This window comes from Candidatus Poriferisodalis sp., from assembly GCF_965208925.1.
Taxonomy (GTDB): Bacteria; Actinomycetota; Acidimicrobiia; order Acidimicrobiales; family Poriferisodalaceae; genus Poriferisodalis.
This window is the reverse complement of the sequence record NZ_OZ242364.1, coordinates 3,199,448-3,224,074: the sequence shown is the minus strand read 5'-3', so window position 1 is coordinate 3,224,074 and position 24,627 is coordinate 3,199,448. Positions and strand designations below refer to the sequence as shown.

General features: G+C 65.9%; 24 protein-coding genes. 15 read left to right on the top strand and 9 right to left on the bottom strand.

The window, feature by feature from the left end:
* Positions 1 to 73: 73 nt before the first annotated feature.
* The 9 genes from ACOGI5_RS14215 to ACOGI5_RS14175 all read left to right on the top strand — a co-directional run bounded on the left by ACOGI5_RS14215 (position 74) and on the right by ACOGI5_RS14175 (position 9,381).
* Positions 74 to 1,033, top strand: coding sequence for an ABC transporter permease (locus ACOGI5_RS14215; protein WP_419865064.1), 960 nt, complete (start codon positions 74 to 76; stop codon positions 1,031 to 1,033).
* Complete coding sequence (locus tag ACOGI5_RS14210) at positions 1,030 to 1,875, top strand: ABC transporter permease (RefSeq protein ID WP_419865063.1); 846 nt, start codon at positions 1,030 to 1,032, stop codon at positions 1,873 to 1,875. Before ACOGI5_RS14215 ends, ACOGI5_RS14210 begins: the two co-directional genes overlap by 4 nt.
* Positions 1,872 to 2,792: an N-acetylmuramic acid 6-phosphate etherase gene (gene murQ, locus ACOGI5_RS14205; RefSeq protein WP_419865062.1), complete on the top strand. Its 921-nt coding sequence runs from the start codon at positions 1,872 to 1,874 to the stop codon at positions 2,790 to 2,792. The genes ACOGI5_RS14210 and murQ overlap by 4 nt, the downstream gene beginning before the upstream one ends.
* The gene (locus tag ACOGI5_RS14200; protein ID WP_419865061.1) at positions 2,789 to 3,766 is read left to right on the top strand and encodes an ABC transporter ATP-binding protein; all 978 of its coding nucleotides are present in this window, start codon (positions 2,789 to 2,791) and stop codon (positions 3,764 to 3,766) included. Before murQ ends, ACOGI5_RS14200 begins: the two co-directional genes overlap by 4 nt.
* Positions 3,763 to 4,734, top strand: a complete 972-nt coding sequence (locus ACOGI5_RS14195) for an ABC transporter ATP-binding protein (RefSeq protein WP_419865060.1) — start codon at positions 3,763 to 3,765, stop codon at positions 4,732 to 4,734. The genes ACOGI5_RS14200 and ACOGI5_RS14195 overlap by 4 nt, the downstream gene beginning before the upstream one ends.
* The gene (gene nagA, locus ACOGI5_RS14190; protein ID WP_419865059.1) at positions 4,731 to 5,840 is read left to right on the top strand and encodes an N-acetylglucosamine-6-phosphate deacetylase; all 1,110 of its coding nucleotides are present in this window, start codon (positions 4,731 to 4,733) and stop codon (positions 5,838 to 5,840) included. The genes ACOGI5_RS14195 and nagA overlap by 4 nt, the downstream gene beginning before the upstream one ends.
* Positions 5,837 to 7,042, top strand: a complete 1,206-nt coding sequence (locus ACOGI5_RS14185; protein ID WP_419865058.1) for an anhydro-N-acetylmuramic acid kinase — start codon at positions 5,837 to 5,839, stop codon at positions 7,040 to 7,042. Before nagA ends, ACOGI5_RS14185 begins: the two co-directional genes overlap by 4 nt.
* Complete coding sequence (locus ACOGI5_RS14180) at positions 7,039 to 8,064, top strand: SIS domain-containing protein (RefSeq protein WP_419865057.1); 1,026 nt, start codon at positions 7,039 to 7,041, stop codon at positions 8,062 to 8,064. Before ACOGI5_RS14185 ends, ACOGI5_RS14180 begins: the two co-directional genes overlap by 4 nt.
* A 165-nt stretch (positions 8,065 to 8,229) precedes the next feature.
* Positions 8,230 to 9,381, top strand: coding sequence for an FAD-dependent monooxygenase (locus ACOGI5_RS14175; protein ID WP_419865056.1), 1,152 nt, complete (start codon positions 8,230 to 8,232; stop codon positions 9,379 to 9,381).
* Here the strand turns inward: ACOGI5_RS14175 and ACOGI5_RS14170 are convergent.
* Positions 9,374 to 10,546, bottom strand: coding sequence for a mandelate racemase/muconate lactonizing enzyme family protein (locus ACOGI5_RS14170; protein WP_419865055.1), 1,173 nt, complete (start codon positions 10,544 to 10,546; stop codon positions 9,374 to 9,376). The genes ACOGI5_RS14175 and ACOGI5_RS14170 overlap by 8 nt on opposite strands.
* A gap of 116 nt (positions 10,547 to 10,662) precedes the next feature.
* Here ACOGI5_RS14170 and ACOGI5_RS14165 point away from each other — a divergent pair, with 116 nt between their 5' ends.
* Positions 10,663 to 11,424, top strand: coding sequence for an SDR family NAD(P)-dependent oxidoreductase (locus tag ACOGI5_RS14165; RefSeq protein WP_419865054.1), 762 nt, complete (start codon positions 10,663 to 10,665; stop codon positions 11,422 to 11,424).
* 25 nt (positions 11,425 to 11,449) lie between these two features.
* On the opposite strand, the gene ACOGI5_RS14160 is transcribed toward ACOGI5_RS14165, so the two are convergent.
* Positions 11,450 to 12,487 carry an LLM class flavin-dependent oxidoreductase gene (locus ACOGI5_RS14160; protein ID WP_419865053.1) on the bottom strand — a complete coding sequence of 346 codons (1,038 nt, stop codon included), beginning with the start codon at positions 12,485 to 12,487 and terminating at the stop codon, positions 11,450 to 11,452.
* Entirely contained in the window at positions 12,484 to 12,990 is a 507-nt protein-coding gene (locus tag ACOGI5_RS14155; protein WP_419865052.1) for an SRPBCC family protein, read from the bottom strand. Before ACOGI5_RS14155 ends, ACOGI5_RS14160 begins: the two co-directional genes overlap by 4 nt.
* 101 nt (positions 12,991 to 13,091) lie before the next feature.
* Between ACOGI5_RS14155 and ACOGI5_RS14150 the strand changes: the two genes are divergently transcribed.
* On the top strand, positions 13,092 to 14,336 hold the full coding sequence (locus ACOGI5_RS14150) for a cytochrome P450 (protein WP_419865051.1): 1,245 nt from the start codon (positions 13,092 to 13,094) through the stop codon (positions 14,334 to 14,336).
* Here ACOGI5_RS14150 and ACOGI5_RS14145 read toward each other — a convergent pair.
* Complete coding sequence (locus ACOGI5_RS14145; RefSeq protein ID WP_419865050.1) at positions 14,321 to 15,319, bottom strand: SDR family NAD(P)-dependent oxidoreductase; 999 nt, start codon at positions 15,317 to 15,319, stop codon at positions 14,321 to 14,323. The genes ACOGI5_RS14150 and ACOGI5_RS14145 overlap by 16 nt on opposite strands.
* A gap of 165 nt (positions 15,320 to 15,484) precedes the next feature.
* On the bottom strand, positions 15,485 to 15,721 hold the full coding sequence (locus tag ACOGI5_RS14140) for a type II toxin-antitoxin system HicB family antitoxin (RefSeq protein WP_419865049.1): 237 nt from the start codon (positions 15,719 to 15,721) through the stop codon (positions 15,485 to 15,487).
* 163 nt (positions 15,722 to 15,884) lie between these two features.
* On the opposite strand from ACOGI5_RS14140, the gene ACOGI5_RS14135 reads away from it, so the two are divergent.
* From ACOGI5_RS14135 to ACOGI5_RS14120, 4 genes are all read left to right on the top strand, one after another.
* Positions 15,885 to 17,099 carry a Fic family protein gene (locus tag ACOGI5_RS14135; protein WP_419865048.1) on the top strand — a complete coding sequence of 405 codons (1,215 nt, stop codon included), beginning with the start codon at positions 15,885 to 15,887 and terminating at the stop codon, positions 17,097 to 17,099.
* Positions 17,096 to 18,697, top strand: coding sequence for a GMC family oxidoreductase (locus ACOGI5_RS14130; RefSeq protein WP_419865047.1), 1,602 nt, complete (start codon positions 17,096 to 17,098; stop codon positions 18,695 to 18,697). Before ACOGI5_RS14135 ends, ACOGI5_RS14130 begins: the two co-directional genes overlap by 4 nt.
* A gap of 73 nt (positions 18,698 to 18,770) precedes the next feature.
* Positions 18,771 to 19,754, top strand: coding sequence for a GTP-binding protein (locus ACOGI5_RS14125; RefSeq protein ID WP_323673294.1), 984 nt, complete (start codon positions 18,771 to 18,773; stop codon positions 19,752 to 19,754).
* Positions 19,751 to 20,773 (top strand): WD40 repeat domain-containing protein, encoded by a 1,023-nt coding sequence (locus ACOGI5_RS14120; RefSeq protein WP_419865046.1) that lies wholly within the window; start codon positions 19,751 to 19,753, stop codon positions 20,771 to 20,773. Before ACOGI5_RS14125 ends, ACOGI5_RS14120 begins: the two co-directional genes overlap by 4 nt.
* A gap of 9 nt (positions 20,774 to 20,782) precedes the next feature.
* On the opposite strand, the gene ACOGI5_RS14115 is transcribed toward ACOGI5_RS14120, so the two are convergent.
* From ACOGI5_RS14115 to ribA, 4 genes are read right to left on the bottom strand one after another with little or no spacing between them, the layout of a single operon-like run.
* On the bottom strand, positions 20,783 to 21,418 hold the full coding sequence (locus tag ACOGI5_RS14115) for an alpha/beta hydrolase (RefSeq protein WP_419865045.1): 636 nt from the start codon (positions 21,416 to 21,418) through the stop codon (positions 20,783 to 20,785).
* A 36-nt stretch (positions 21,419 to 21,454) separates the two neighbouring features.
* Positions 21,455 to 22,684: a M20 family metallopeptidase gene (locus ACOGI5_RS14110; RefSeq protein ID WP_419865044.1), complete on the bottom strand. Its 1,230-nt coding sequence runs from the start codon at positions 22,682 to 22,684 to the stop codon at positions 21,455 to 21,457.
* Positions 22,685 to 23,872: an iron-containing alcohol dehydrogenase family protein gene (locus ACOGI5_RS14105; protein ID WP_419865043.1), complete on the bottom strand. Its 1,188-nt coding sequence runs from the start codon at positions 23,870 to 23,872 to the stop codon at positions 22,685 to 22,687.
* Entirely contained in the window at positions 23,853 to 24,533 is a 681-nt protein-coding gene (ribA, locus tag ACOGI5_RS14100) for a GTP cyclohydrolase II (RefSeq protein ID WP_419865042.1), read from the bottom strand. The genes ACOGI5_RS14105 and ribA overlap by 20 nt, the downstream gene beginning before the upstream one ends.
* Between the last annotated feature and the right edge of the window lie 94 nt (positions 24,534 to 24,627).

The following is a 24,627-nucleotide window of genomic DNA, read 5'->3' as shown; positions in this document are numbered from 1 at the left end:
GATCGCCTATCCGGGCGATCAGACCGGCGTGGTGCTATCCAGAGTGCCGACTAGATGACTGGCTGGTCTCGTGATGCCTTGGCGATACGCGCTCGTGCGACTCGTTGCCTCTGTGCTCACCCTCGCGGGCGTGGCAGTGCTGGTGTTCGTTGTGCTGCGGCTGCTGCCAGGCGACGAGATCACCTCGACGTTCGGCACGGAGACGGGCGTTCTCACCGACCGGCAGATCGAGTCGCTGCGCAGCTACTACGGCGTTGATCAGCCCGCCTACCAGCAGTTCTTTTCCTGGCTGGGCAGCGTGGTCACCGGGAATCTCGGCTTCTCCGTGCGCTCCGGCACCAGCGTGGCCTCACAGATCCGTGACGCCCTGCCGGTCACGGTGGAGCTCGCCCTTGCCTCGATCCTTGTCGGCCTGGTGATCGGTGTCCCGCTGGGTGTCCTGTCGGGTGCCAGGGCCGGGACCCGCAGCGACGCCGGCATCCAAGTCTTCGGGCTCTTGGGCCTAGGGATTCCGAACTTCGTGATCGGCACCTTTGCAGTCACGCTGTTCGCTTCCTGGTTCGACTACTTCCCGAACGCTCGGGGGTACGCGGCCCCGTGGGAAGACCCCTGGCTCAATGTCCAGCAGATGATGTTCCCCGCCATCACGCTCGGGCTCGCCCTGAGCGGAACGATCATGCGCACCACCCGATCGGCATTCCTGGAGACCTCCACTCAGCCGTTCGTGCGCACCGCCCGGGGCAAGGGAATCTCGGCGCGCCGGGTGCGATATGTCCACATCCTGCGCAACGCGTCCATACCGATTGCCACCATCACCGGCATCCAGTTCGGCTACCTCCTCGGCGGCACGGTCATCGTCGAACAGATCTTCGCGATGCCCGGCCTCGGCAGGCTCGTCCTCGACGGCATCGGCAAGCGGGAGTACGCCGTCGTGCAGAGCACGATCCTGGTGATCTCCGGACTCTTCGTGATGGTCAACCTGCTGGTCGACCTGCTCTATGCGCGCCTCGACCCGAGGATCCGGTACAAGTGAGCGCGCCTCGGTCGTTGATGCGACGTCTCGCGGCGAGTCCATCCGCCATGGCCGGCGGGATCATCGTGGCGCTGCACCTCATCGCCATGTTTGTTGCCCTCTTCGAGATAACTCCCTACCCGCCGGCCGAGCAGCATCCCGAGAGCCGCCTGCAGGGCCCGTCGGGCGCATTCCTTCTGGGAACCGACCAGTTCGGACGCGATGTGCTGTCACGTGTGCTCGACGGCGTTCGGCTCTCGCTGCAGGTCTCGATCGTCGCAGTCGCGATCGCTGCTGTGATCGGCAGCACCTTCGGACTCGCAGCGGGCTTCTTCGGTCGCCGATTCGACTCGGTGACCATGCGCGTGGCGGATGTCTTCTTCGCGTTCCCGGCAATCCTGCTGGCGCTGGCAATCGTGACCGCGCTCGGTCCCGGCTGGCGCAACACGGCGATAGCGATCGCGGTCGTGTACACACCGATCTTCGCCAGGGTCGCTCGCGGCCCCGTGCTGTCACTTCGCACGCGGGAATATGTGGAAGCGGCTGAGGGGCTCGGATTCCATCCAGCCCGGATTCTCGTCGTCCACATCCTCCCCAACGTGGCCGCCGCGATCATCGTGCAAATCAGCCTCGCCTTGTCATGGGCGATCCTGACCGAGTCGAGCCTCAGCTTCCTCGGTCTGGGAGCCCAGCCGCCGCAGGCCTCGCTCGGGTTGATGATTGCCGACTCCCGTGCGCTCGCCACAACTGCGTGGTGGAACTTCGCCGGGCCGGCAGTCGTCGTCGCTGCCTTGGTCATCGGCTTCAACATGTTCGGCGACGGCCTGAGAGACGCGCTCGACCCCACTGGGGAGAATCGATGATGACCAGGATCAATGAGCACCTCGCGGGTCTGTCGACCGAGCGCCGAAGCGATGCCCACCGAGATCTGGACCTCTGGGAGACGCGCGACATCGTCGCGGCGATGAACGATCTCGACCGTGGTGTCATCGAGGCCGTCAGGGCTCGCACCGACGAGATCACGGCGGCGATCGAGGTGATCGTCGACAGTCTGCGAGCAGGCGGACGCCTCATCTACGCCGGAGCCGGCTCGGCGGGGCGTCTGGGCGTGCTTGACGCAGCGGAATGCGGGCCGACGTTCAGCGTCGAGCCAGAGAAGGTGCTCGCGGTGGTCGCAGGCGGGACCGACGCCGTTGCTCGCGCGGTCGAAGCGGCCGAGGACGACTACGACGCAGGCTGCGACGCCATGTCCATGCTCGAAGCGGGGCCCGATGACGTCGTGGTTGGAATCTCGGCCAGCGGGCGCACCCCGTATGTGCTCGGCGCGATCGAGACTGCTCGGGCGCGGGGTGCCTCGACCGTGGGCATTGCGAACAACGAAAACTCTCCGCTGTCCTCGCTCGCCCAGGTCGGCATCGACATCGCTACCGGCCCCGAGCTCGTGGCCGGCTCCACCCGGCTCAAGGCCGGCACCGCACAGAAGCTGGTGCTGAACATGCTGTCGACAGTCTCGATGATCCGGCTCGGCCGCACCTACGGCAACTTGATGATCGACGTGCGGGTATCGAACGACAAACTCCGAGCGCGCGCCGCAGCGATCATCAGCGAGATCACCGGAGCATCAACGGACGACGCCATCAGGGCCCTCGATGCCGCGGGCGGCAAGGCCAAGATCGCGGTGGTCATGGTTGCCACTGGTCTCGATGCAGGTGCGGCCACGACATTGCTTCTGGCCCATGACGGCCATCTCCGGTTGGCGCTAGAGGACTCGCAGCCGTGACCGCCGCGCCCGTGTTGCGTCTCGAGGAGCTCACTGCGTCGATCTCGGCCGGTGATGAGATGCGCCATCTCGTCCAAGGTGTGACCCTCGACATTGAGCCTGGCGAGAAAGTGGGATTCGTCGGCGAAAGCGGCTCGGGCAAGTCCATCACGATGCTGTCGATCATGGGCCTGCTGCCGCCGAATGTGAGCATCACCTCGGGCAGTGCCGTGTTCGCGGGCGTCCAGCTCGCCGGACTCGCCGAACGCGACTACCAGCGCATTCGCGGCTCGCGGCTGGCGATGGTCTATCAAGATCCGATGTCGGCCCTGAATCCTGTCATGCGTGTCGGTGCCCAGATCGCCGAGGGCCTGCGTGCTCATGGCGCTGAGGGTCCGGGAGTGGACGACACCGTTCGGCGGGTGCTGGGAGACGTCGGCATCCCCGATCCCCAGCGGATTGCGAAGTCATTTCCCCACCAGCTCTCTGGGGGCATGCGCCAGCGGGTGATGATTGCGATGGCGCTCGCGATGGAACCGGAGCTGATCATCTTCGACGAGCCGACGACTGCGCTCGACGTCACGATCCAGGCCCAGATCCTGACGTTGGTACGCGAACTGCATGCGGCCAAGAACACGGCGATCGTGTGGGTCACGCACGACCTCGCTCTGGTGTCAAACCTCGTCGACCGGATCGTCGTCATGTACGGCGGGCGCATCGTCGAGCAGGGTCCGGTTGTTGACGTGCTGACATCCCCGAGACACCGCTACACAGCGGCGCTCCTCAAGGCGTTCCCTGAACGCCATGCTCAGGTCCGAGAGCGGTTGGCTCAGATCCCGGGCGGGCCGCCCCGCCTCGACGACATACAGACCGGCTGCCCCTTTCGGACGCGCTGTGTCGACGCCATCGAATCGTGTGGCGTCATGCCTGCCGTCGAAGCCGGCACACCTCGCCACTCCTACTCGTGCTGGGTTCCGATCGAGGTTGCGTCGTGACTGCGGCGGTGAGCGTGCGAGAGCTGAGCCGGAGCTTCCGGCGGAACCGACGCTCGGCCCCGATCCAAGCCCTGCGAGGTATCTCGCTCAGCATCGAACCAGGTGAGACGCTGGGTGTTGTCGGAGAGTCCGGCTGCGGCAAGTCCACGCTGGCCCGTCTGATCGCCCGCCTCGACGAACCCACGACCGGCACGATCGAGATCCTCGGTGATGACGTCACCCACATAGGCGGCCAAGAACTCCGGCAGCTGCGCAGGAGCGTCCAGATGGTCTTCCAGGACCCTTACGCATCGCTGAATCCCCGGCGTCGGGTGGGAACCGCCGTGGAGGAGGTCTTGAAGGTCCACAAGCTCGTCGAATCGCCAGCCGCCCGGGCAGAGCGGGTCGACGAGCTCCTCGGCCTGGTCGGTCTCGACTCTGGATTCGCCTCGCGCTATCCCTCAGAGCTGTCGGGCGGCCAACGTCAACGGGTCGGCATTGCCCGTGCATTGGCCATCGAACCTTCGATCGTCATCTTCGACGAGTCAGTGTCCTCGCTGGATGTGTCAGTCCAAGCCGAGATCATCAATCTGATGGTGGCGTTGCGCGAACAGCTGGACCTGACCTATGTCTTCATCAGCCATGACCTCGGCGTCGTCCGTCACATCGCGGATCGCATCGCTGTCATGTACGTCGGGACCATCCAGGAGCTCGGCACCTGGAGGCAGGTCTCCGACGATCCCGTCCATCCGTACACCCGCGCCCTGCTCGGCGCGGTCCCGCACATGCGACTTGACGACCAAGCCGGGCCGCAGGAGACACCTGTGCTGGGCGAGATCCCGAACCCGGCCGATCCGCCTTCCGGTTGTGCCTTTCACCCCCGCTGCCCGCACGCCACCGCACTGTGCTCGCAGGAGAGCCCGGTCCTTCGAGCGGTGGCCGATCGCTTGGTCGCCTGCCATCTCGCCGCGGAGATCATCGAGCAATGAACAAGCTGGGTGTCGACGCAGCCGTCCTCGGCGCAGAACTCGTCCGTGGTGACGTGGCGGTCGCCGATGGACGGATTCACGCAGTCGGCATCGGCGAGGGTGCCGGGACCGGCCGCATCGCTGTTCCCGGGTTTCTGGACATCCAGGTGAACGGATTCGCCGGCATCGATTTCTCTACTGCCGGCGGGCATGAACTGGCGGCAGCCAGTACGGCACTCGCGCGCACCGGCGTGACCAGCTTCCTCGCCACCCTCATCACTGGCTCACTCGATCGCACGATCGCTCAGGCCAACGCGATCGCGGGTGGCCAGGGCGTCGCATCCGGTGCTCGACTTCGTGGCATCCATCTCGAGGGCCCTGCGATCAATCCAGACCGAGCGGGAGCGCACAGGAGCAACCATGTCCTCGGCCCCAGTGCGGGTCTTGCGCGCCGCCTTCTCGACGAGGTGACCGACCTGCGGATGGTGACGCTCGCCCCGGAGCTGCCCGGGGCGCTTGACATGATCCGCGTCCTCCGCGAGGGCGGCGTGACCGTGTCATTCGGACACACCGAGGCCACTGAAGAGCAGGCGCTCGCGGGCTTCGACGCAGGCGGCACCGCCGTCACCCACATGTTCAACGCGATGCGGTCGATTCATCATCGCGAGCCAGGCATCGCCGCTGCTGTGCTGATGCATGCTGATGCGTTCATCGGTTTGATCGCCGACGGGCTTCACGTCGCCCCGACCATCATGAAGATGGTCACCGACTTGGCCGGGCACCGCGTGGTACTGGTGACCGACGCGTCTGCCGGCGCTGGCTGCGGTGACGGCAGCTACACCCTCGGCGGCGAGAGCATCACCGTCGTCGACGGCGTAGCCCGGCGGCCCGACGGGGTCATGGCAGGTTCAACGCTCACAATGCCCGAGGCCATTCGCTCACTTCTGGAGCTCGGCGTCAGCTTCGTTGACGCAGTCCGCGCGGCAACGCTCGCGCCGTGGGCGCTCTTGCAGCGACCCGAGCACGCCAGCATCGCCCCGGGTGCTGTTGCCGACGTCGTCATCACCGACCTCGATCTCGAGATCTACTCCACCCTTGTCGCCGGCACTGAGGTCTATGAACGATGACGCAATCCGACCGCCCGCTCCGCACCATCGGCATGATCTCCGGCACGTCATTCGACGGCATCGATGTGGCCGTTGTCGACGTCGGGGTCGCGGACGATGTGGTGAGTCTGAGCATCGTGGGAAGTGCTTCCTACGACTATCCCGAAGGCCTGACGGCCCAGATTGCGGCGGTACTGCCGCCCGCTCAAGTCTCGATAGAAGACGTCTGCAAGCTCGATACCAGGATCGGCCAGGCCTTCGCCACCGCGGCGGCACGGGCCAACGATGAGATAGCCGGCGGCTCAGCCGAGCTGATCGGTTCCCACGGTCAGACGGTGTTCCACTGGGTAGAAAATCGGCAAGCGATGGGCTCGCTCCAGCTCGGCCAGCCAGCCTGGATCGTCGAGGCCACTGGACTCCCCGTCATCGCCGATTTTCGAGCTGCTGACATTGCTGCCGGGGGGCACGGCGCACCTCTGGCCTCATCGTTCGACGTCATGCTGCTTCGCGGGCGCGAGGGAGGACCTCGGGCCGCGCTCAATCTCGGAGGAATCTCCAACGTCACCCTCGTTGACGAATCAGAACCGATCGCCTATGACATCGGTCCTGCCAACGCGCTGATTGACATCGCCACCCAGTGGGCTAGCGACGGGAGCGAGTCGTACGACGCGAACGGCGCCCGCGCGGCCGCCGGGCACGTCAACCCGGCGCTGCTGTCGCACCTCTTGGACGAGCCCTACTACGCACTGGACCCCCCGAAGTCCACCGGCAAGGAACTGTTCAGTGCTCGCTATCTCGACGCTGCGCTGGACGCAGTTGGTCCGGTGGAAGCGAACGATGTCGTGGCCACGACGACCCACCACGCGGCGAAGGTGATCGGTGATGATCTGCGCCGGCGGGGAATCACCGAGGTTGTGGCGGCCGGCGGAGGCACCAGCAATCCGCTCCTCATGAGGCACATCGCCGATGCGCTCGCGCCTGCGCGGGTCACGACGATGGAGGACTACGGGGTGCCCAACGATGCGAAGGAAGCCGTGTTCTTCGCCATGTTCGCGGCACTGATGGCTCATGGATATTCCGTGACGGTCGCAAGCTGCACCGGAGCGGCGAGCGAGCGCGGACTCGGTGTGATCGTGCCGGGTGCGACGGCTCCAATTGGAGGCGTCGATGTGGCATTCCACCGGCCGCGCCCAGCCCGCATCATGATCGCTGCCGGACGATGAGCCTCTGGGATGAGATCCACGAACAGCCCGACACCGTCCGCCGAATGCTCGACTCGAACCGATCAGTCGCCGGCGAAGTCGCCGCACTCATCGGTGCAGCCGACACCGCATCCGTGGTCATCGCCGCCCGGGGCACATCTGACAACGCAGCTCGGTATGCGCAGTACGTCTGGGGGTCCCGGCACCGTCTCCAGGTAGCGCTCGCGACGCCGTCGCTCTACACGCTGTATCAGCGGCCGCCTCGGCTCGACAGAGCGATCGTCATTGGTATCTCTCAATCCGGTGAGTCGCCTGACCTTGTTGCAGTGCTCCGGGAGGCCCGGTGCCAGCGGCGGCCCACTGTTGCCATCACCAATCATCCGGACTCGCCTCTCGCCATGGTCGCAGACCTGTGCTTCGAGCTCGAATCCGGCGAGGAACGGGCGACTGCTGCGACCAAGACGTACACCTCTCAACTTGCCGCGGTTGCGCTCATCGCCGCTGCGATGGGCGGAGACTATGCCGGTCTCTCGCGCGTTGCCGATGATGTCGCTCGCGTGCTCGCCTCCGGTGAACAGATCGCTCATGCTGCAAGCCGATTTTCTGACGATGCGTCGGCCGCCGTCATCGGACGCGGATTCAATCTCTCGACCGCATTCGAGTGGGCGCTGAAGCTCCAGGAACTGGTGGGTATCTGTGCGATGCCGTTCTCGACCGCTGACTTCCTGCATGGCCCCGTCGCGCTGGTGGCCGATGGCCTCCCCGTCCTGGCCGTCGCTCCATCTGGCGCCCCACTTCGGGGAGTCCATGAGCTCCTCGAGCATCTGCGTCGCGACTACGGAGCGAAACTCGCAGTCATCTCAGACGACGCTCAAACGCTGGCGCTCGCTGGCGCAGCGATCCCGATTGCTCCGATTTCCGAGTGGCTGAGCCCGATCCCCGCCGTCGTGGCGGCCCAGCTGTTCACCTACTACCTGACCGGTTTCAAGGGTCGGGATCCAGACTCGCCACAAGGGATCACCAAGGTCACCCGGACGACGTGACCAGCGTCGGCTAGACCTGAGCGTCGTAGCGCTCGCGCAGCAGGAACTTCTGGATCTTGCCGGATGCGTTGAGCGGGAACTCCTCGACGGCGACCAGGTTGAGCCCGTGTCGAGCCCGGGGGCCGAGCTGTGCGCCGATTGGGTGTAATCATCAGAATGAACGCTATGGCTGTTGATCGGGTTGTTGTGGTTGGTGGCGGGATCGGCGGGCTGTCGCTGGCGCTCGCATTGCAGCGCCGCGACATCGCGGTCACGATGTATGAGCGGGCGAGCGAGCTGCGTGAGATCGGCGCGGGCATCGTGATGCAGCCCAACGGGCGCAATGGGTTGATCGATCTGGGCGTGAACGATGCGGTGGCGGCCGTGTCGAGCTGCCCGGAGGTGCTGCATTTCTGCGACTACGCCACCGGGGAGATCATCGCGGACCTGCCCAACGCCCGGGTCGAGGAGAACTTCGGCTTGCCGTCGTTGTCGGTGCATCGAGGCGATCTGCACAGCGTGTTGCTGGCTGCGGTGCGAGGCAACGACCCCGCTGCGGTACGTGCAGCGCACGAATTCGTGGCGCTCGACCAGGATGCTGACAGCGTGACGGTTCGCTTCGCCAACGGCGCGACCGACACCGCGCCGCTCGTGATCGGTGCCGACGGCAACGGCTCGGCGGTGCGTTCGTTCGTGTTCGGAGGCCCGCCGGCGCGTTTCAACGGCCAGGTGGCATTCCGTGCGGTGCTGCCAGGAGAGGCAGCCCCGGCGATCACGTGTGAGCGGGAGCTGGCGATGCACCGGGGGCCGGGCCGCTACCTGCTCTACTACTCGCTGCGGGGCGGCGAGCTGATGAACCTCATCGGCTGCGGGCACACCGACACGTGGGAAGAGGAGGGCTGGTCGATCCCAGCGACGGCCCAGCAGTTCCTCGATGCCTACGACGACTTTGCGCCTCACCTGCTGGATCTGATCCGAGCGGTGCCCGACGATGCGCTGTTCAAGTGGGGCCTGTACGACCGCGAACCGCTCGAGGTGTGGACTTCCGGCCGAGTTGCGATCTTGGGCGACGCTGCGCATCCCATGACGCCGTTCCTCGGCCAGGGGGCGTCGATGGCCGTGGAGGACGCCGTGGTGCTGGCTCGCTCGCTGGAGGCGTCGAGCACCGTGGGAGAGGCGCTGGACATCTACCAGAACGTGCGCTGCGAGCGCGGCAACAACGTCGCCCTGTGGTCGGTGGAGGAGGGACGCGCCCTGCAGAACCCCGACCTGCCCACCCAAGGCCCCTTCCGGCCGGGGCTGCTCGACTACAACCCCGCTACCGTGCCGCTCAACTAAGCCGAGCCCGGAACTGGTTGACCAGGTCCATGTTGAGCTCGAGGCCCAGCCCGGGTGCGGTCGGCGGCGCCACCCATCCGTCGACGATCTCAGGCATCGCCGGGTGGACCAGGTCGCGGCGCAGAATCGAGGTGACCGGCTCGATGGTGCGGAACTCGACCATCGGAATCTGCATGCTCGCGATCTGCATGTGGAGGTTGGAGTAGTCGGAGACGGCCGTGGCGTAGCTGTGGGGCATCAGCAGGGCCCCGGCGAGTTCACACATCTCCGAGATGCGGGCGATCTCGGTGAAGCCGCCGGCCCGGCTGATACCGCAGTGCAGCAACGGCACCTTGGCGTGGTCGAGCCACTCCTTGGCCTCCCAGCGGCCGGTCGAGAACTCGCCTGCGCCGATGAGCAGCGGGCAGCGGGCCGCGAGCTGGCGGTACCCCTCCATGTCGTCGTGACGCAGCGGTACCTCGGCGAAGTACACCCGGTGGTCGTCGAGGCGGTTGAGCACCCACAGCGCTTCCTGCCAGTGGGTCCAGCGATATCCGGGATCGGTGCCCAGCACCACGTCGTCGCCGATCATCGCCCGGAGCTGGCCCACCAGATCGACCACCTGGTGATCGGGCAGTTCGGTGAGCCCGACGAAGGGCAGCTTCATGGCGGTGAAGCCCGACTGCCGGGCAAGGTCGACGATCCCTTCCATCTTGTCCAGGATCACGCCGGTCGGCTCGCCCCTGGTGTCGCCCGGATACAGGGTCACATAGGGGCGCGCCCCCGGCTGGCGGGCACCTCCCAGCAGTTGCCAGACCGGCTTGCCGAGCTGCTTGCCAGCCAGGTCATAGAGGGCGATGTCGACGGCCGACAGGGCGTTGATGAGCAGCCCTCGGCGGCCGTGGTAGAAGCTCGAGTGGTAGATGCCGTCGTAGATGGCCAGCGCCTCGATCGGGTCCTTGCCGATGACGTGCTCGGTGATGCCGTTGGCCCAGAAGTGCTCGCTCGGGAACTCGATCAGCTCCTTGAGCACGCCGGGAGCGCAGGCGCATTCCCCGAAGCCCATCCGGCCGTCCTCGTCGGTGACGAGCACGAGCAATATGTCCTCGGTGTCGGTCTCGGTGAAGGCGTTCCCTTCCGCGGGCACTGACACGACGATGGCTTCGAGGTCAACGACGGCTGGCATGTGATTCCTCGCTGAGTCGATGGGTGATGCTGGTTGACTGACTGTACGACCGCACACGGCGGGCGGGCTGCCACAGGTGGCTCGCCACTGGCGACCGGTTCTGAGGGAGGAAGCCCATGATTTCTGCCGATCTCGGCCAACGGCGGACCATTGTCACCGGCGGTGCCAGTGGCCTGGGCCTGGCCACTGCTCGCAAGTTCGCCGAGATGGGATCGACCGTGGCCTTGGCCGACCTCGACGGCGACCGGCTCGGTGAAGCAGCCGCGTCGCTGGCTGGGGAGGGGCTCGAGGTGTTCGCTGCGCCCACCGATCTGCGTGACCCAGACGCGGCGCGCCAGATGGTGCGGGCAGCCGCTGCACAGATGGGGGGCCTGGATTACTTGGTGAACATCGCCGGCCACCCGGTGACGCTCACGCGCATCGGGCCCGAGGACCTCGACAGCCAGACCGAAGAGCTCTGGTCCGAAGCGCTGTCGATCAACCTGCTGTCGGCCTTCCGCACCTCGCACGCTGCGGCGCCGTTCCTGAAGGAGTCGAAGGGCGCGATCGTCAACACGGCCTCGATGGCCGGCTGGCGCGGCGGCGGGTCGAGCTCGCCGTACAGCGTGGCCAAGGGCGGCGTCATCACGCTGACCAAGGAGCTCGCCCGCGGCCTCGCTCCCGACGTTCGGGTGAACGCGATCTCGCCGAGCTATGTCCATCCCGACTCCACGAACTTCCCGCTCAAGTGGCCGTCGGTCTTCGAGGACGCGGCAGCGCTGCCCCTGGGGCGTCCCGGCACCGGCGAGGAGTACGCCGACGTGTGCCTGTTCCTGTGCGCCGGGGCCAGCTACATCACCGGCCAGACCATCCACGTCGACGGCGGCTGGAGCGCCTGATCGCGGCGGGTCAGCCTTTGATGCCTCACTCGTGGTTGACGGCACGCACTAGGTCCATGAGTCGTGCGAGCGAGTCCAGCCGGATGGTCGGGTCGTCCGTATCGACCCGAACCCGCAGGGTGCGGATCCCCGACGCGCGGTAGGCGCGGAGTCGCTCGCTCACCTCGGCGTCGCTGCCCAGCAGGTTCGTGCGGAACCCGATCTCGATGGGCACTGCTGCCGCGGCCGCCTCCCGGTCACCGGACTGCCAAAGTCGCTGCACCTCCTCGACTGCGTCGCCGAAGCCTTGCCGGGTGAACGCCTGGTTGTAGAAGTTCGTCGAGGACGACCCCATGGCACCGATGGTGAATGCGTAGCCGTCGGCATGGCGCCGTGCCGCTGCCTCGGGCTCGTCGGAGAAGTCGAGGGTCACCGCAACCGTCAGCTCGATGTCGTCGAGGGATCGCCCCGATGACTCGGCGCCTTCACGAATGTGGTCGGTGAACACGTTGGCCGACTCGGGCAGAAACGCAGTGCCGATCCATCCGTCGGCCTTGGCGCCCGTGAGTCGGAGGTTGGCTGGCCCCATGGACGCGATGTAGATCGGGATGGAAGCGCCGGCCACCGGCGAGCGGAGGGACCGGCCCTGGCTGTCAGGCAGGGGAAGCTCGTACACCTTGCCCTCGTAGGTGAGCCGTTCGCCCGAGCAGACCCTGTGGACGATGTCGATGGTCTCGCTGGTGCGGGTGACCGGCCGATCGAAGCGGACACCGTGCCAGCCCTCCATGACCTGGGGTCCGCTGGTGCCCAGACCCAGCACGAAGCGGCCCTGCGACATCTTCTGCAGCGCGAGGGCGGACATCGCCAGCATCGCCGGGGAGCGGGCGCCGAGCTGGACAACGCCGGTGGCAAGCCGGACGCGGTCGGTGATCGCGGCGAGATAGCCGAGCGGGGTCAGCGCGTCGTACATCCATGCTTCGGGCATCCACACCGAATCGATGCCGAGTTGCTCAGCGCTGCGGATGTAATCGAAGCCGGTGGCATCCAAGCCAGCCGGTAGTACGCCGATTTGAAGATCGGTCATGAGTTGCCCGCTTGGCGGGCTTCGGCGAGTTGCTTGTAGCCCTCGACGGTGCGACGCATGTTGGCGCTGTGTTCGCCCATGCGCTTGGCGACGATGTCCTCCTCGCGGTCGGGCATGCGCTCGATGGCCGGGCTGAGACCTGACGGCGCCGGCCCGATCTCGGCGGTGAACCTCAGCGTGCTTCCGTCGCCGTCTGGTTCGAGGTCGAAGCGCCAGCGAGCGGCCCGGTAGTCGACATCACCGACTATCCACTCGAATGAGCGCTCGTGGTCCATCGCCGTCACGGTGCAGGTCGATCTCCACCCGCCGACGACCTTGTGCTCGTTCCGGCCCCGGAACGTCGCCCCGAGAGACGGGCCGTCGTCGACCCAGTCGGCGCCTTGGAACTCCTGGGAGAACTCAGCGGGAGCGTTGATGTCGCAGAGCAGGGGCCACACCACTGACGGCGGTGCATCGATGCGGACCTCGACATTGGCCGTCGGGCCATCCGCGTACTTCACCATTCCCAACGCCCTTCTCTCGCCTGTCAGATGACAAGCTACGCAACGTGGCGGTTCGGGCATCGGGCTTCGGAACGCACGGCGGTGGACCGGAGGAGTGATTGGTGAAGAAGAGAGCCGGTGCGCCGGCACCGAACGACATCTTCAGCGACAACCACCGTTGGGGTGATCTTGACGACTGGAACCGGACAGCGCTCGCGCTTCATGCCGAAGGAGGGATCCATCGCATCGAGCGCGAAGGATTCCGACCGTTCTGGGCAGTGATCGATCACGCTGCGGTCCTGGAGGTGGAGCGCGATCCCGGCCTGTTCACCAACGGCCCAGAGCCCGTGCTGGCGACGAACGCTCAGATCGAAGGGCGCCAGGCGGTGATCAAGTCGCTGATCCACATGGATGCCCCCGACCACGGCAAGTACCGCAAGGTCATCGCCGACTGGTTCAAGCCCCGGACGGTGGGCCGGCTCGAGCCGCGCCTCGATGAGCTCAGCGCGAAGGCCATCGCCAAGCTCGAATCCGCACGAGGGGAGATTGACTTCGCGGTGGAGGTCGCGCTGCCGTACCCGCTCGAGGTCATCCTCGCGATCCTGGGACTGCCCGAATCGGATTACCCGAGGATGCTGATGCTGACGCAACAGCTCTTCGGCCAGGAGGATCCCGACCTCCAGCGCGGCGAGGTCAGCCCCGAGGTGCAGGCACAGGTCATCGGCGACTTCAACGCGTACTTCTCGCAGCTCACTGCGTCCCGGCGGGCTGAGAGTACCGACGACCTGGCAAGCGCCATCGCCAACGGCGAGATCGACGGCCGGACACTTCCTGATCTCGAAACGATGGGTCTCTACATCATTGCGGCGACCGCTGGACACGACACCACCTCGAGCGCCATGGCCGGCGGCATGCAGGCACTGATCGAACACCCCGATCAACTCGCGAAGCTGCAGTCGGCTCCCGACGAGCTGATGGTCAACGCAGTCGAGGAGATGCTCCGCTGGACTGCACCGGTGCGTCACTTCATGCGCACCGCCCAAGCCGACACGGAGATCCTCGGGCAGGAGATCGCCGAGGGGGAGTGGGTGTATCTGTCGTACAAGGCGGCGAACCTCGACCCGAATGTTTTTGACGATCCACTGCGCTTCGACATCGAGCGCGACAACGCCGCCCGCCAGATCTCATTCGGCTACGGCGTCCATTTCTGCCTGGGCGCGCAACTCGCTCGGCTTGAGCTGCGGAACCTGTTCGCCCACGTGCTTCCTCGACTCGCCACGGTCGAGCTGGCTGGAGATCCTGCCACCATGAAGACCACCTTCGTGGGCGGGCACAAGAGCCTGCCGATCCGCTACTCGCTGACCTGATCGCCTCTGTTGGCCGACGAGGGATTGTCCAGCCCGACGAGGTCGTAACTCAACGCGACAAGCTGCCTCGCGGTGTCCATGTTCCTGGCGTTCGGGTTCGGCGTGTCCATGGGCCAGCCACCGTTCCGGCACTCCTTGTCGCGGTAGAGAACGCTGCTCTGGCTGAAGTAGGCGCCGGAGTGCCGGGGCGCATCGTCGGACAACAGACAATGGAGTGTCGTCTGGGCCGACTCCGTGTTGCTGTCGGACACGAGCCGGCTGAGAGGCCGCATGATCGCCATTGCGATACGCATCGGCAGGGGGCCGCCTGATCCGAAGTTCGATCGGGCCCATCCGGGGTGGACAGAAAAGGTCGAGACGTCCGCGCCCTCCAGCCGCTGGGCGAGCTCTGCGGCGTAGAGCACCGTCGCCACCTTCGCCTCGCAGTAGGCGCGCATGCCGCTGAAGTCGCGCCGCTCGTAGTTGAGGTCGTCGAGTACCAGCTGCGGCCGGTTCTTGGGGCTTCCCGCGTGCACGACCGAGGACAGGATCGCCATTCGTGACGGTGCGGTCGCCTTGAGCGTGTCGAGGAGGAGTTCGGTCAGCAGGAAGTGGCCGAAGTAGCTCACGGCGATGGTCGACTCGAATCCGTCCGTCGTTCGTTCCAGGTCACGACGCATGTTCACCATGCCGGCATTGCACACGAGCCCGTCGAGACGATCGTGCTCGGCGGTGAATGCAGCCGCGAACTCGCGAACCGAATGGAGATCGGCGAGGTCGAGCCGCATGACCTCATGCGTTCCGGCAAGACCGCTAAAGCTACGAGACGCCTCCTCGCCGGCCTCGACCCGCCGGCAGGCCATGACCACATGAGCACCCTGGGTCACCAGCTGACGGGTGGTCTCGAGACCCACTCCGGAGTTGGCACCAGTGACGATGTACGTCGCGCCGGTGAGATCCTTCGAGCGGGTCGCCTCGTCGATCGCGAATCGCTTCCGGGGCATGGCAGCCTCCCTGTGGTTGATTGTCCGGTGCCGAACCCGTGAATTATGCGTTCACGTCGCCGGAGCGGGGTGCGGGGACTGAGCGTTCAGGCCCATGAGAACCTCTCGACTGGCAATCGACCTCGCAGCCGAGTGAGCTCAGTTTCCGCGTCAGTTCCCGATACGTCACACCGCAACGACGAGTTCACCCGCAGCAGCAATGGACTCAGGCAGCTCGTCGCCGTGTTCGTTGTACGACGCGATGAAGTCCGCTGCGACACCGTCGAGGTTGTGCAGCGCCTCTTCAGCGGTTTCGCCCCACGCTCGGCACCCCGGCAGCACCGGCACCTCAGCCAGATACATGTGCTCGGTTTCCTCCGAAGGCGCCTTCAGCGTGTATGGCAACGTGTACGTCTTCGGCACTGGCGATCCCCAAGTCAGCCGTTCGCGTATCGGCAAGGGTAATTCGCCCGCTGGTGCTATTCCCATCGCAGCATTTGATCGACCTAAACCATTGCATTCTAAGTTTAGATAATTGGTGATAACCTTACATTGAATGGATCGTGTTGAGGTATGGAGGCAGCCAGTGCCCCGATGGCCGGAAGCCCAGTTGCACAGCGCAACGGTGGAGAACGAGCTGTGGCGATCGTGGGATGACGAGAGCCCGCGCACCATAACGGTCACGCAGACTGTGCCTCCGCACATCGGGGAGCTCGCGATTCCCGCGCTTCAGCGGGCCACGGGCGAGGCGCTGGCTGAAGCGGCGCGGGCAATCAGTGATCTGCGCGACCGCGCCGCGGAGACGACTGGCGTACTCGGTCATCTCAGCGCCGTGCTCATCCGTGCCGACGCAGTCGCCTCCTCGCAGATCGAGCACATCACGACCTCCAGCGAATCGCTGGCCGTAGCACTCGCCGATCTCGACGACGATCCTGATCGGGGCCGTTATCCGGTCCCGACGGAGCTGGTCGCTGCGAACGTCACGGTCGCGCTGAACACTCAACGCGGTACCGATGATCTGAGCGAGGACTGGTTCCACAGTCGCCACCGCAGCCTGCTCGCGGCGGATCCGGAAATGGAGCGGCAGCATCTCGGCGCGTGGCGGGACTGTGCGGTGTGGATCGGTCAGAGTCGCCAGAGCGCAGACTTCGAAGGCCCGCCGTGGGACCAGGTTCCCGGGCTGATGGACGACTTAGTGCGCTTCGCTGCCCGACGCGATGTGCACCCGATCGTGCACGCCGCGATCGCGCACGCACAGTTCGAGACGATCCATCCCTACGTCGATGGCAACGGCCGCATCGGACGGCTGCTGATCCACCGACTGCTCGACCCCGGATCTGCGACGGCGACAACGCCGGTGCCCGTCGCGCACGGACTTCTGCATAACCCGAACGGCTACGTCGGCGGCCTCACCGCATACCGCCGGGGTGACCTCGACGACTGGATCACCGTGTTTGCCTCCGCGGTCAATGACGGTGCACACGCTGCGGTCCGCCTCGTGGCACGCATCGCTGATATCGCTGACACCTATCGCCAGCGCGTCCGCACCCGTCAGGGATCTGCTGTCTCGCAGATTCTCGACGGTCTGCTCGGAACGCCTGCCATCACCGCTGGCGAAGTCCAATCCGCGTACAAACTGACACCGGGTCGCGCCTCGCAGATCCTGCACCAGCTCGCCGACGCTGGCATCTTGCGGCTGAGCGAACACCGTGCCGGCCGATCTCGTGTCTGGGTGGCCCACGAGGTCATCGATGCGATCGATACCATCAACGCCACCATCCCCCGGCGCCATATCCAATGAGCAGCAGCTATGACTACCTCATCGTCGGAGGCGGCACTGCGGGCTGCGTGCTCGCGGCCCGGCTCAGCGAGAACCCCGACGTCTCGGTCCTGCTCATTGAGGCCGGCAAGCGGGATCGTCACCCGCTGATCCACATCCCGGCCGGCTTCGCCAAGCTGACCGCAGGACCCTACGAATGGGGGTTCTCCACCGCTCCCCAGCAGCACTGCGAAGACCGCACCATCCCTTACGCGCAGGGCAAGGTGCTCGGCGGCGGCGGTTCGATCAATGCCCAGGTCTTCACCCGCGGCGCCCCGCAGGACTACGACCGCTGGAGCCAGCAGCACGGCTGCAGCGGCTGGAGCTTCGCCGAAGTTCAGCAGTACTTCGTGCGGTCCGAGGGCAATGCCCGGCTCGGCGGGCCGTGGCATGGGACCGACGGCCCGCTGGGCGTGTCGGACTTCCCCGATCTCCACGCGCTGACCGTCGCGTTCATCGAAGCAGGCAAACAAGCCGGGATACCTGAGACTGACGACTTCAACGGCGAGTCACAGCACGGCGTCGGCGCCTACCAGATCACCAATCGCGATCGGAAGCGCTGCAGCGCCGCTACCGGCTACCTGAAGCCCGTCCAGAACCGTCCGAATCTCACCGTGGAGCTGCACAGCCACGTCCGGCGCGTCATTCTCGACGGCAGCCGCGTCGTCGGCGTCGAGACGGAGGCCGGCGGACGGACCTCGACTCGCCGGGCCGACCGCGAAGTCCTCATGACTGCCGGTGCCATCAACACGCCGAAGATCCTGCTGCTCTCGGGCATCGGCGACCCCTCCGCCCTCGGCGATCTGGGAATCGACACCGTGGTCGAGTCGCCGTACGTGGGCAGGAACCTCCAGGACCACTGCGACCTCGATGTCGTCTACTCACTCAGGGACAAGATCTCCGTTGACCGCCTGCTCCGCTTCGGGCCAGAGAGCGTCCTTGCATTCGTTCGTTATGCCGCCGGCAGGCGCGGCCCGCTGACCTCGACGGTTGTCGAGGGCGGCGCCTTCACCTACGGCGATCCCTCTGCGCCGACGCCCGATCTGCAGTTCCACTTCCTCCCCGCTGCAGGGGCCGAAGCCGGCGTCACGGCCACGAGGCCCGGCTACGGCTGCACTCTCAATACCTACTTCGTGCGGCCGCACAGCCGCGGCTCGGTTCGACTGGCGTCGGCCGACCCGGCAGCACCGCCCCTAATCGATCCGAACTATCTCGCAGAGGACTACGACGTCGACGTCAGCATCGAGGGTGTCCGCCAGATGCGCGAGATCATGACTCAGCCGGCGTTCTCGCGCTACATCGAGGGCGAGCACCATCCGGGTGCGACCTACGGCAGCACCAAGGACGAGCTGATCCGCTACGCACGCGACTTCGGTCGCACTGCCTATCACCCAGTCGGAACCTGCGCGATGGGCTCGGGTGACCTCTCGGTGTGTTCGGCGGATCTCAAGGTCCGCGGCGTGGAGGGACTCCGGGTCTGCGATGCGTCGGTGATGCCCGACCTGGTCAGCTCCAACACCCAAGCAGCAACCGTCATGATTGCTGAGAAGGCGTCAGACCTGATCCGCGCCGACGCCTAGCAGACGCTCAGCAACCCCGCATGCGCTCGCGGCCACCGTGCGCATGGGAATGGGACTCATTACCATTTCCGGCATGGTTGATGAGCGAGTTCCTGTGACGGTGCTGACGGGATTTCTCGGTGCGGGCAAGACAACGTTGCTGAATCACATCCTCACCGAGCAGCACGGCAAGCGAATTGCCGTGATCGAGAACGAGTTCGGCGAGGTCGGCATCGACGACGCCATCGTCCTCGATGCCGAAGAAGAGATCTTCGAGATGAACAACGGCTGCATCTGCTGCACCGTTCGAGGCGATCTGATCCGCATTCTCGGCAATCTGATGCGGCGCAAGGACCGGTTCGACCAGATCCTCATCGAGACGACGGGGCTGGCCGACCCGGCACCGGTGGCTCAGACGTTCTTCGTCGACGATGAGATGTCAGCCCAGTTGCGGCTCGATGCCATCGTCACGGTGGTCGACGCCAAGCATCTGGTTCCGCACCTGGACGAAGAGAAGCCCGAAGGGGTCGAGAACGAAGCCGTCGAGCAGCTGGCGTTCGCTGATCGGGTCGTGCTCAACAAGATCGACCTCGCCGACAACAACGAGTTGGACGAAGTGGAAACCCGCATCCGGCAGATCAACCCACTGCCGCCGATTATCCGGACTCAGCACGGAAAGGTCGACCTTGATGCCATCCTCGAGGTCGGCGCGTTCTCGCTCGATCGTGTGTTGGCCGACGATCCCGAGTTCCTCGACCCCGATGCCGAACACCAGCACGACCTCAGCGTGACATCGGTGGGGATCGAAGCCGATGGCGACCTCGATATCGACCGGCTGAATGAATGGCTGGGCGATCTCCTGCGCACGAAGGGAACCGACATCTTCCGCTCAAAGGGCATCCTGTCGATTGCTGGCTGGGACGAGCGGTATGTGTTCCAGGGCGTCCACATGTTGCTTGACGGCCAGCCTCAAGGAGTGTGGGCAGACGGCGAGGAACGACGCAACCGTCTCGTGTTCATCGGACGCAACCTCGACCGAGAGTCACTGGAGGCCAGCTTCAGGTCCTGCCTGGTATGACCGACGCTGCGACATCACCGATTGCACAGTGGCGGGTGGACGTCGACGACTACGTGCAGGTCCTCGAGGTTTACCGGGACCAAGGCCAGGCGGTGGTGGGATCCCTAGGCGGTGATGCTGCCCTTATCGACATCGACGACGGTGCGGCCACAGCGCTGGAACGCCACGAGATGGGAGTGCTGAGCGCTGCCTGGTCATCCGATGGCAGGCGCCTGGCGGTCGGGGGCCAGGACGGTTGCGTGCGGATCTACGACTGCACCGGAGCTACTCAGGGCGTTGTCGACACATCGGCCTGGGTGACGGCACTGGCCTGGTCGCCGAACGCGCTTGTGCTTGCGATCGGCGCGGGCCGGCACTTGCTCATCACCGACCTCGACGGCGCGCTTCTCCACGACTTCGACGACCAGCCCTCGACGGTGACAGCAGTCGCCTGGTCAGCCGACGGCAGCCGCGTCGGCGCAACCGCATACGGCGGCATCGGTTGGCACGACGTAGTCGGGCCACGGACCGGCCGCCGACGTCGCTTCGACTGGAAGGGATCGCTGCTGTCGCTGGCGATGTCTCCCGACGGGGCATGGGCCTGCGCAGGAGCCCAAGACGCGACCGTGCACCTGTGGCGGCTCTGGAGCGGCAAGGACCTCTCGATGTCGGGCTATCCGTCCAAAATCGAGCGAATCGGATTCCGCCACGACAGCCGATGGCTAGCGGTTGCGTGCCTCGGTGAGCTCACCGTTTGGGACTTCGGCGGCAAGGGACCTGCGGGTACCGCGCCGGCCGCTGCCTCCGGCCATGACAACCACATTGAGGACCTGGATTGGGATCCCTCCGGCAAGTCTGTCGCCACGGGGGGAGGAGATGGCCGCACCATTGTGTGGGCGGCCCCAACCCGCGCCGGTCAGGACCTGTCGCCGTTGACTGCGCTGGAGTCTGATGAGGCGACCAGTCGTCTCCGGTGGGTGAGCGAGGACTGCCTCCTGGTCGGTCGGGCCGACGGAGGCCTGGTCAAACTCGCTCTCTAGAAGGACAGCTCAGAGAACGCCGGCGAGCCACTCGCGGGCGTCGATCATCATCTCGATGGTCTGGCTGTGGGCCATGTCGTAGGCGTGGTGGCGCAGATCCCACCCGCCGTCGCCAAGGGCCGCGATCACCTCTTTGGGTTGCTCCTGGCCGATGAAGATGTCGCGGGTGCCCCACTGGAACAGTGCAGGCCGGCCGTCGCCGCCCGACAGATCGACGTCGAGACCCAGTGCGCTCGGAAGACCGCAGCAGATGGCCCACACGCCGGCGTAGCGCGGCGCACCAGGCCTCCCAACGAGCGCCAGCGACAGGTAACCGCCTTGGCTGAATCCGCCCACGATGCACCGCTCGAGTGGAACGCCTGCCTTGTCGGCCTCCTCGGCGATCAATGACTCGATCATCTCCAGTGACGGCATGAACTGTGAGAGATCCATTTCGAAGGTCTCAAGGTCGATCGACCACCAGCCCGCGCCATCGCCATCGGGCATGTCGATCGGGCCGCGCGGTGCGATCGCTGTGAAGCGCTCGTCTGGATCCACCAACGGCACGTACGACGCGAGGTGGTGCTGCTCGGCGGTATAGCCGTGCATGAGGAAGAGGAGACGGTCGGCGCCGTCGCGATCGATGCGGTACTGGGTCAATGGCATTGCCAGGCTCGCTCCTGTGGTGCTCGTTCGATGAACCTATGCGGCAGCCGTGAACGCGGCACGGATCTCTTCGCGAGTTTCCGCGCTGGCTAGGCAGTCGACCATGGTGAGTGCCAGGGTGAGCGCACCGTCGATAACCGCCCGGTCGCCTTCCTCGCGACCCGTGTACACCTCGAATTCCGGCGTGTGTATCGGGGTGCCCTCGGGGGCGACCTTGATCATCGGGTGGATGGACGGGACGGCGTAGCTGACGTTGCCCATGTCCGTCGATCCGACCACCATCGACCCTTCCTCTGAGGGCAACGGGTGACGCCCGACGTCCATGGCGTTGCGCACGTAGACGTCAAGCAGGGGGTGGTTGTCGATCATGTCGTAGAAGGGCGGATCGATCCACTCGGCCTGCATCTCGCACCCAGAAGCGTCGGCGCCTCCCTGCAGGCAACGCTGCACCCGCTCCTTGAGCGTCTCGAGGCTCGCCATCTTGTGGCTGCGCACGTACCACTCGGCGGCGGCGCGTGACGGCACGATGTTGGGCTTGTCGCCCGCGTCGGTGAAGATGCCGTGGATCCGCTCGTCGGGCCGAATGTGCTGGCGCAGCGCGGCGACCGCGTTGTAGCCGAGTACCGCCGCATCGAGAGCGTTGCGGCCCCGGTGCGGTGAGGCAGCAGCGTGGGCCGCCTGGCCGTCATAGGTCACGTGCAGCTGCTGGATGGCGATCGCATGGAACGTGCGGAGGTCGCGATCGGCGGGATGCACCATCATCGCCAGATCGACATCGTCGAAGGCGCCGCGGCGGACCATGAACTCCTTGCCGCCGCCGCCCTCTTCGGCGGGCGTGCCGAGGATGGCCACCCGTCCGCCGAGAGCCTTGGCAACCTTCGCCACCGCGATGCCGGCGCCGAGCCCTGCCGAGCCGATGATGTTGTGACCGCACGCATGGCCGATCCCCGGGAGTGCGTCGTACTCGCACAGCACAGCGACCGTCGGGCCGTCAGCTGTGCCGACGCGAGCATCGAACGCAGTCGGCATGTCGTACGCACCACGGGTCACGTCGATCCCGTTGTCTTCTAACACGCCGGTCAGGGCTTCGTGGGCGTGGTGCTCTTCGAAGTTGAGTTCGGGGTTGGCGTGGATCGTGTGCGAGAGATCCAGCAGCGCCGGCGTGAGGCGCTCGATCTCGGCACGAACGATGTTCTTGGCATCCGCGACGTCCATGCCGCCGAGATTACTTAGCCCCTCCGAAGCGGGCCGATCGTGCTGGCTCACCTACATCGCCTGTTCGTACAGCGCATGGACTTCTTCCCGGCTCGGGTAGCGCGGCGTGTTCAAGATGATGAGGTCGCGTAACGCATCGGTGGTGAGCCCGTCGATGTCCTGCGTCTTGGCGCCGAGATCGCTGAGACTGCGGTCCGTTCCGACGGTCGCGGACAGCGTCTCGACCGCCTCGACGGCGGCCAGCGGGTCGCGGGCGACGCCGAGCGCCTGGCCCACGTCGGCGTAGCGATCGGAGACCGATTCGAGGTTGAAGCGCATGATGTGGGGGAGCATGGTGGCGAGCGTCTGCCCGTGGGCCGCGCCGAACGTGCCCGAGACGGGGTGACCGGTTGCGTGGACGAGCCCGAGCAGCGGGCCCGACGAGAATGCACGGCCCGCGAGGTGGGACGCGATCTGCATCGACGCCCGGGCTTGCACATCGCTGCCGACGGCGACGGCCTGGGGGAGCCACTGCCCGGTGAGCCGGATGGCCTGCAGCGCGAGGCCGTCGGCATAGGGGTTCGACGCGGTGGACGTGTAGGCCTCGATGGCGTGCGTCAGCACATCCATGCCGCACACCGCGGTTGCACCCGACGGCAGCCCGACGGTCAAGAGGGGATCCAGCACGACAGTGCGCGGCCGAACGTCGGGGTGGCTGAAGGTCAGTTTGCGATGGTCCTCTGTCCGGGTGATCAGGCCGCCGCCGTTGGTTTCCGATGCCGTGCCGGAGGTGGTGGGCACTGCGATCGTGGGCACGCACGGCGCACTGGCCCGAGCCGGGGGCGCCAGGGTTGCGAAGTCGATCCGGTCTGCGTCGTCGAGTTCGGGCGAGAAGGCAAGCGACGAGTCCTCGATGCCTGACGGGGCTGCCATAGCGATGTACTTGCCGCAGTCCATGACGGACCCGCCGCCGACGAGCACTATCACGACGTCCTCGGTGCCGAATCCTCGAAGCGACTCCACCCCGGCGGCGACGTTGGCATCGGTCGGATTGGGGTCGATGTCGTCGAAGACCGTCCACTCGAGGCCATCGGTTGTGAGCGCGTCGATCACCGTGTTGACGATGCCCGCGGCGCGCACGCCCGGGTCGCTCACCACGAGGGCACGGCTGCCGTGCGCCCGTACGTGCTGGGCGAGCTCGGCGACGCTGCCCTCACCCACGTGGGTGGACGGCATGGGTTCAAGCGTGTAGGTGCTCATCTGTCGGGAAACTCCTCTGCTGCTGTGACCACGCCGGGTCATGCCCGTTCGTGGTGGGAAGTTGATGGCCCAGTCGGCGGGCCTTGGTCTCGAGGTAGCGCTGGTTGTAGGGGTTCGGCACGACAGCGAGCGGCACGCGCTTCACGGTGATCCCGTGCTCGCGAAGGCTCTCCGCCTTGTGGGGGTTGTTGGTGAGCAACTCGACGTCAGTGATGCCGAGGTCACGAAGGATCCAGGCCGCGGGCGCATAGTCACGCTGGTCGGCCTCGAAACCCAGCGTCGTGTTGGCATCCACGGTGTCGAAGCCGGTGTCCTGGCACTGGTAGGCCCTGATCTTGTTGGCGAGCCCGATCCCGCGGCCCTCCTGATCGAGATAGAGGATCGCGCCGGCGCCGGCGGTGGTCACTTGGCGGATCGCCAGCTCGAGTTGTTGCCCGCAATCGCACCGCAACGAGCCGAACACGTCGCCGGTGACGCACGAGGAGTGAAGGCGAACCGGCACCGCTCGACGCGAGTGCGGTTCGCCGAAGACCAAGGCCACGTGCTCGCCTGCGCCCGCTCCGGTGTAGGCGAAGATCGTGAACAGGCCGTGCTTCGTCGGGAGCTGGGCCTCGCCAACCCGTTCCAGGGTGTGCGGGGTTTCGTCGGGTGCCGTGCTCATGTGGGTGTGTTTCGACGATGGAAACCGGACCGGGACTCTAACCGGAATGAGAACGGTTCCTACGAGATTCAGCACGAAGGGCGCCGGTGTGCGG

Excerpts from the sequence above, each read along its gene's own strand:
- ACOGI5_RS14215 (WP_419865064.1), top strand. The coding sequence starts at position 74 with ATGCCTTGGCGATACGCGCTCGTGCGACTCGTTGCCTCTGTGCTCACC.
- murQ (WP_419865062.1), top strand. The coding sequence starts at position 1,872 with ATGATGACCAGGATCAATGAGCACCTCGCGGGTCTGTCGACCGAGCGC.
- nagA (WP_419865059.1), top strand. The coding sequence starts at position 4,731 with ATGAACAAGCTGGGTGTCGACGCAGCCGTCCTCGGCGCAGAACTCGTC.
- ACOGI5_RS14185 (WP_419865058.1), top strand. The coding sequence starts at position 5,837 with ATGACGCAATCCGACCGCCCGCTCCGCACCATCGGCATGATCTCCGGC.
- ACOGI5_RS14180 (WP_419865057.1), top strand. The coding sequence starts at position 7,039 with ATGAGCCTCTGGGATGAGATCCACGAACAGCCCGACACCGTCCGCCGA.
- ACOGI5_RS14175 (WP_419865056.1), top strand. The coding sequence starts at position 8,230 with ATGGCTGTTGATCGGGTTGTTGTGGTTGGTGGCGGGATCGGCGGGCTG.
- ACOGI5_RS14170 (WP_419865055.1), bottom strand. The coding sequence starts at position 10,546 with ATGCCAGCCGTCGTTGACCTCGAAGCCATCGTCGTGTCAGTGCCCGCG.
- ACOGI5_RS14165 (WP_419865054.1), top strand. The coding sequence starts at position 10,663 with ATGATTTCTGCCGATCTCGGCCAACGGCGGACCATTGTCACCGGCGGT.
- ACOGI5_RS14160 (WP_419865053.1), bottom strand. The coding sequence starts at position 12,487 with ATGACCGATCTTCAAATCGGCGTACTACCGGCTGGCTTGGATGCCACC.
- ACOGI5_RS14155 (WP_419865052.1), bottom strand. The coding sequence starts at position 12,990 with ATGGTGAAGTACGCGGATGGCCCGACGGCCAATGTCGAGGTCCGCATC.
- ACOGI5_RS14145 (WP_419865050.1), bottom strand. The coding sequence starts at position 15,319 with ATGCCCCGGAAGCGATTCGCGATCGACGAGGCGACCCGCTCGAAGGAT.
- ACOGI5_RS14130 (WP_419865047.1), top strand. The coding sequence starts at position 17,096 with ATGAGCAGCAGCTATGACTACCTCATCGTCGGAGGCGGCACTGCGGGC.
- ACOGI5_RS14125 (WP_323673294.1), top strand. The coding sequence starts at position 18,771 with ATGGTTGATGAGCGAGTTCCTGTGACGGTGCTGACGGGATTTCTCGGT.
- ACOGI5_RS14120 (WP_419865046.1), top strand. The coding sequence starts at position 19,751 with ATGACCGACGCTGCGACATCACCGATTGCACAGTGGCGGGTGGACGTC.
- ACOGI5_RS14115 (WP_419865045.1), bottom strand. The coding sequence starts at position 21,418 with ATGCCATTGACCCAGTACCGCATCGATCGCGACGGCGCCGACCGTCTC.
- ACOGI5_RS14105 (WP_419865043.1), bottom strand. The coding sequence starts at position 23,872 with ATGAGCACCTACACGCTTGAACCCATGCCGTCCACCCACGTGGGTGAG.
- ribA (WP_419865042.1), bottom strand. The coding sequence starts at position 24,533 with ATGAGCACGGCACCCGACGAAACCCCGCACACCCTGGAACGGGTTGGC.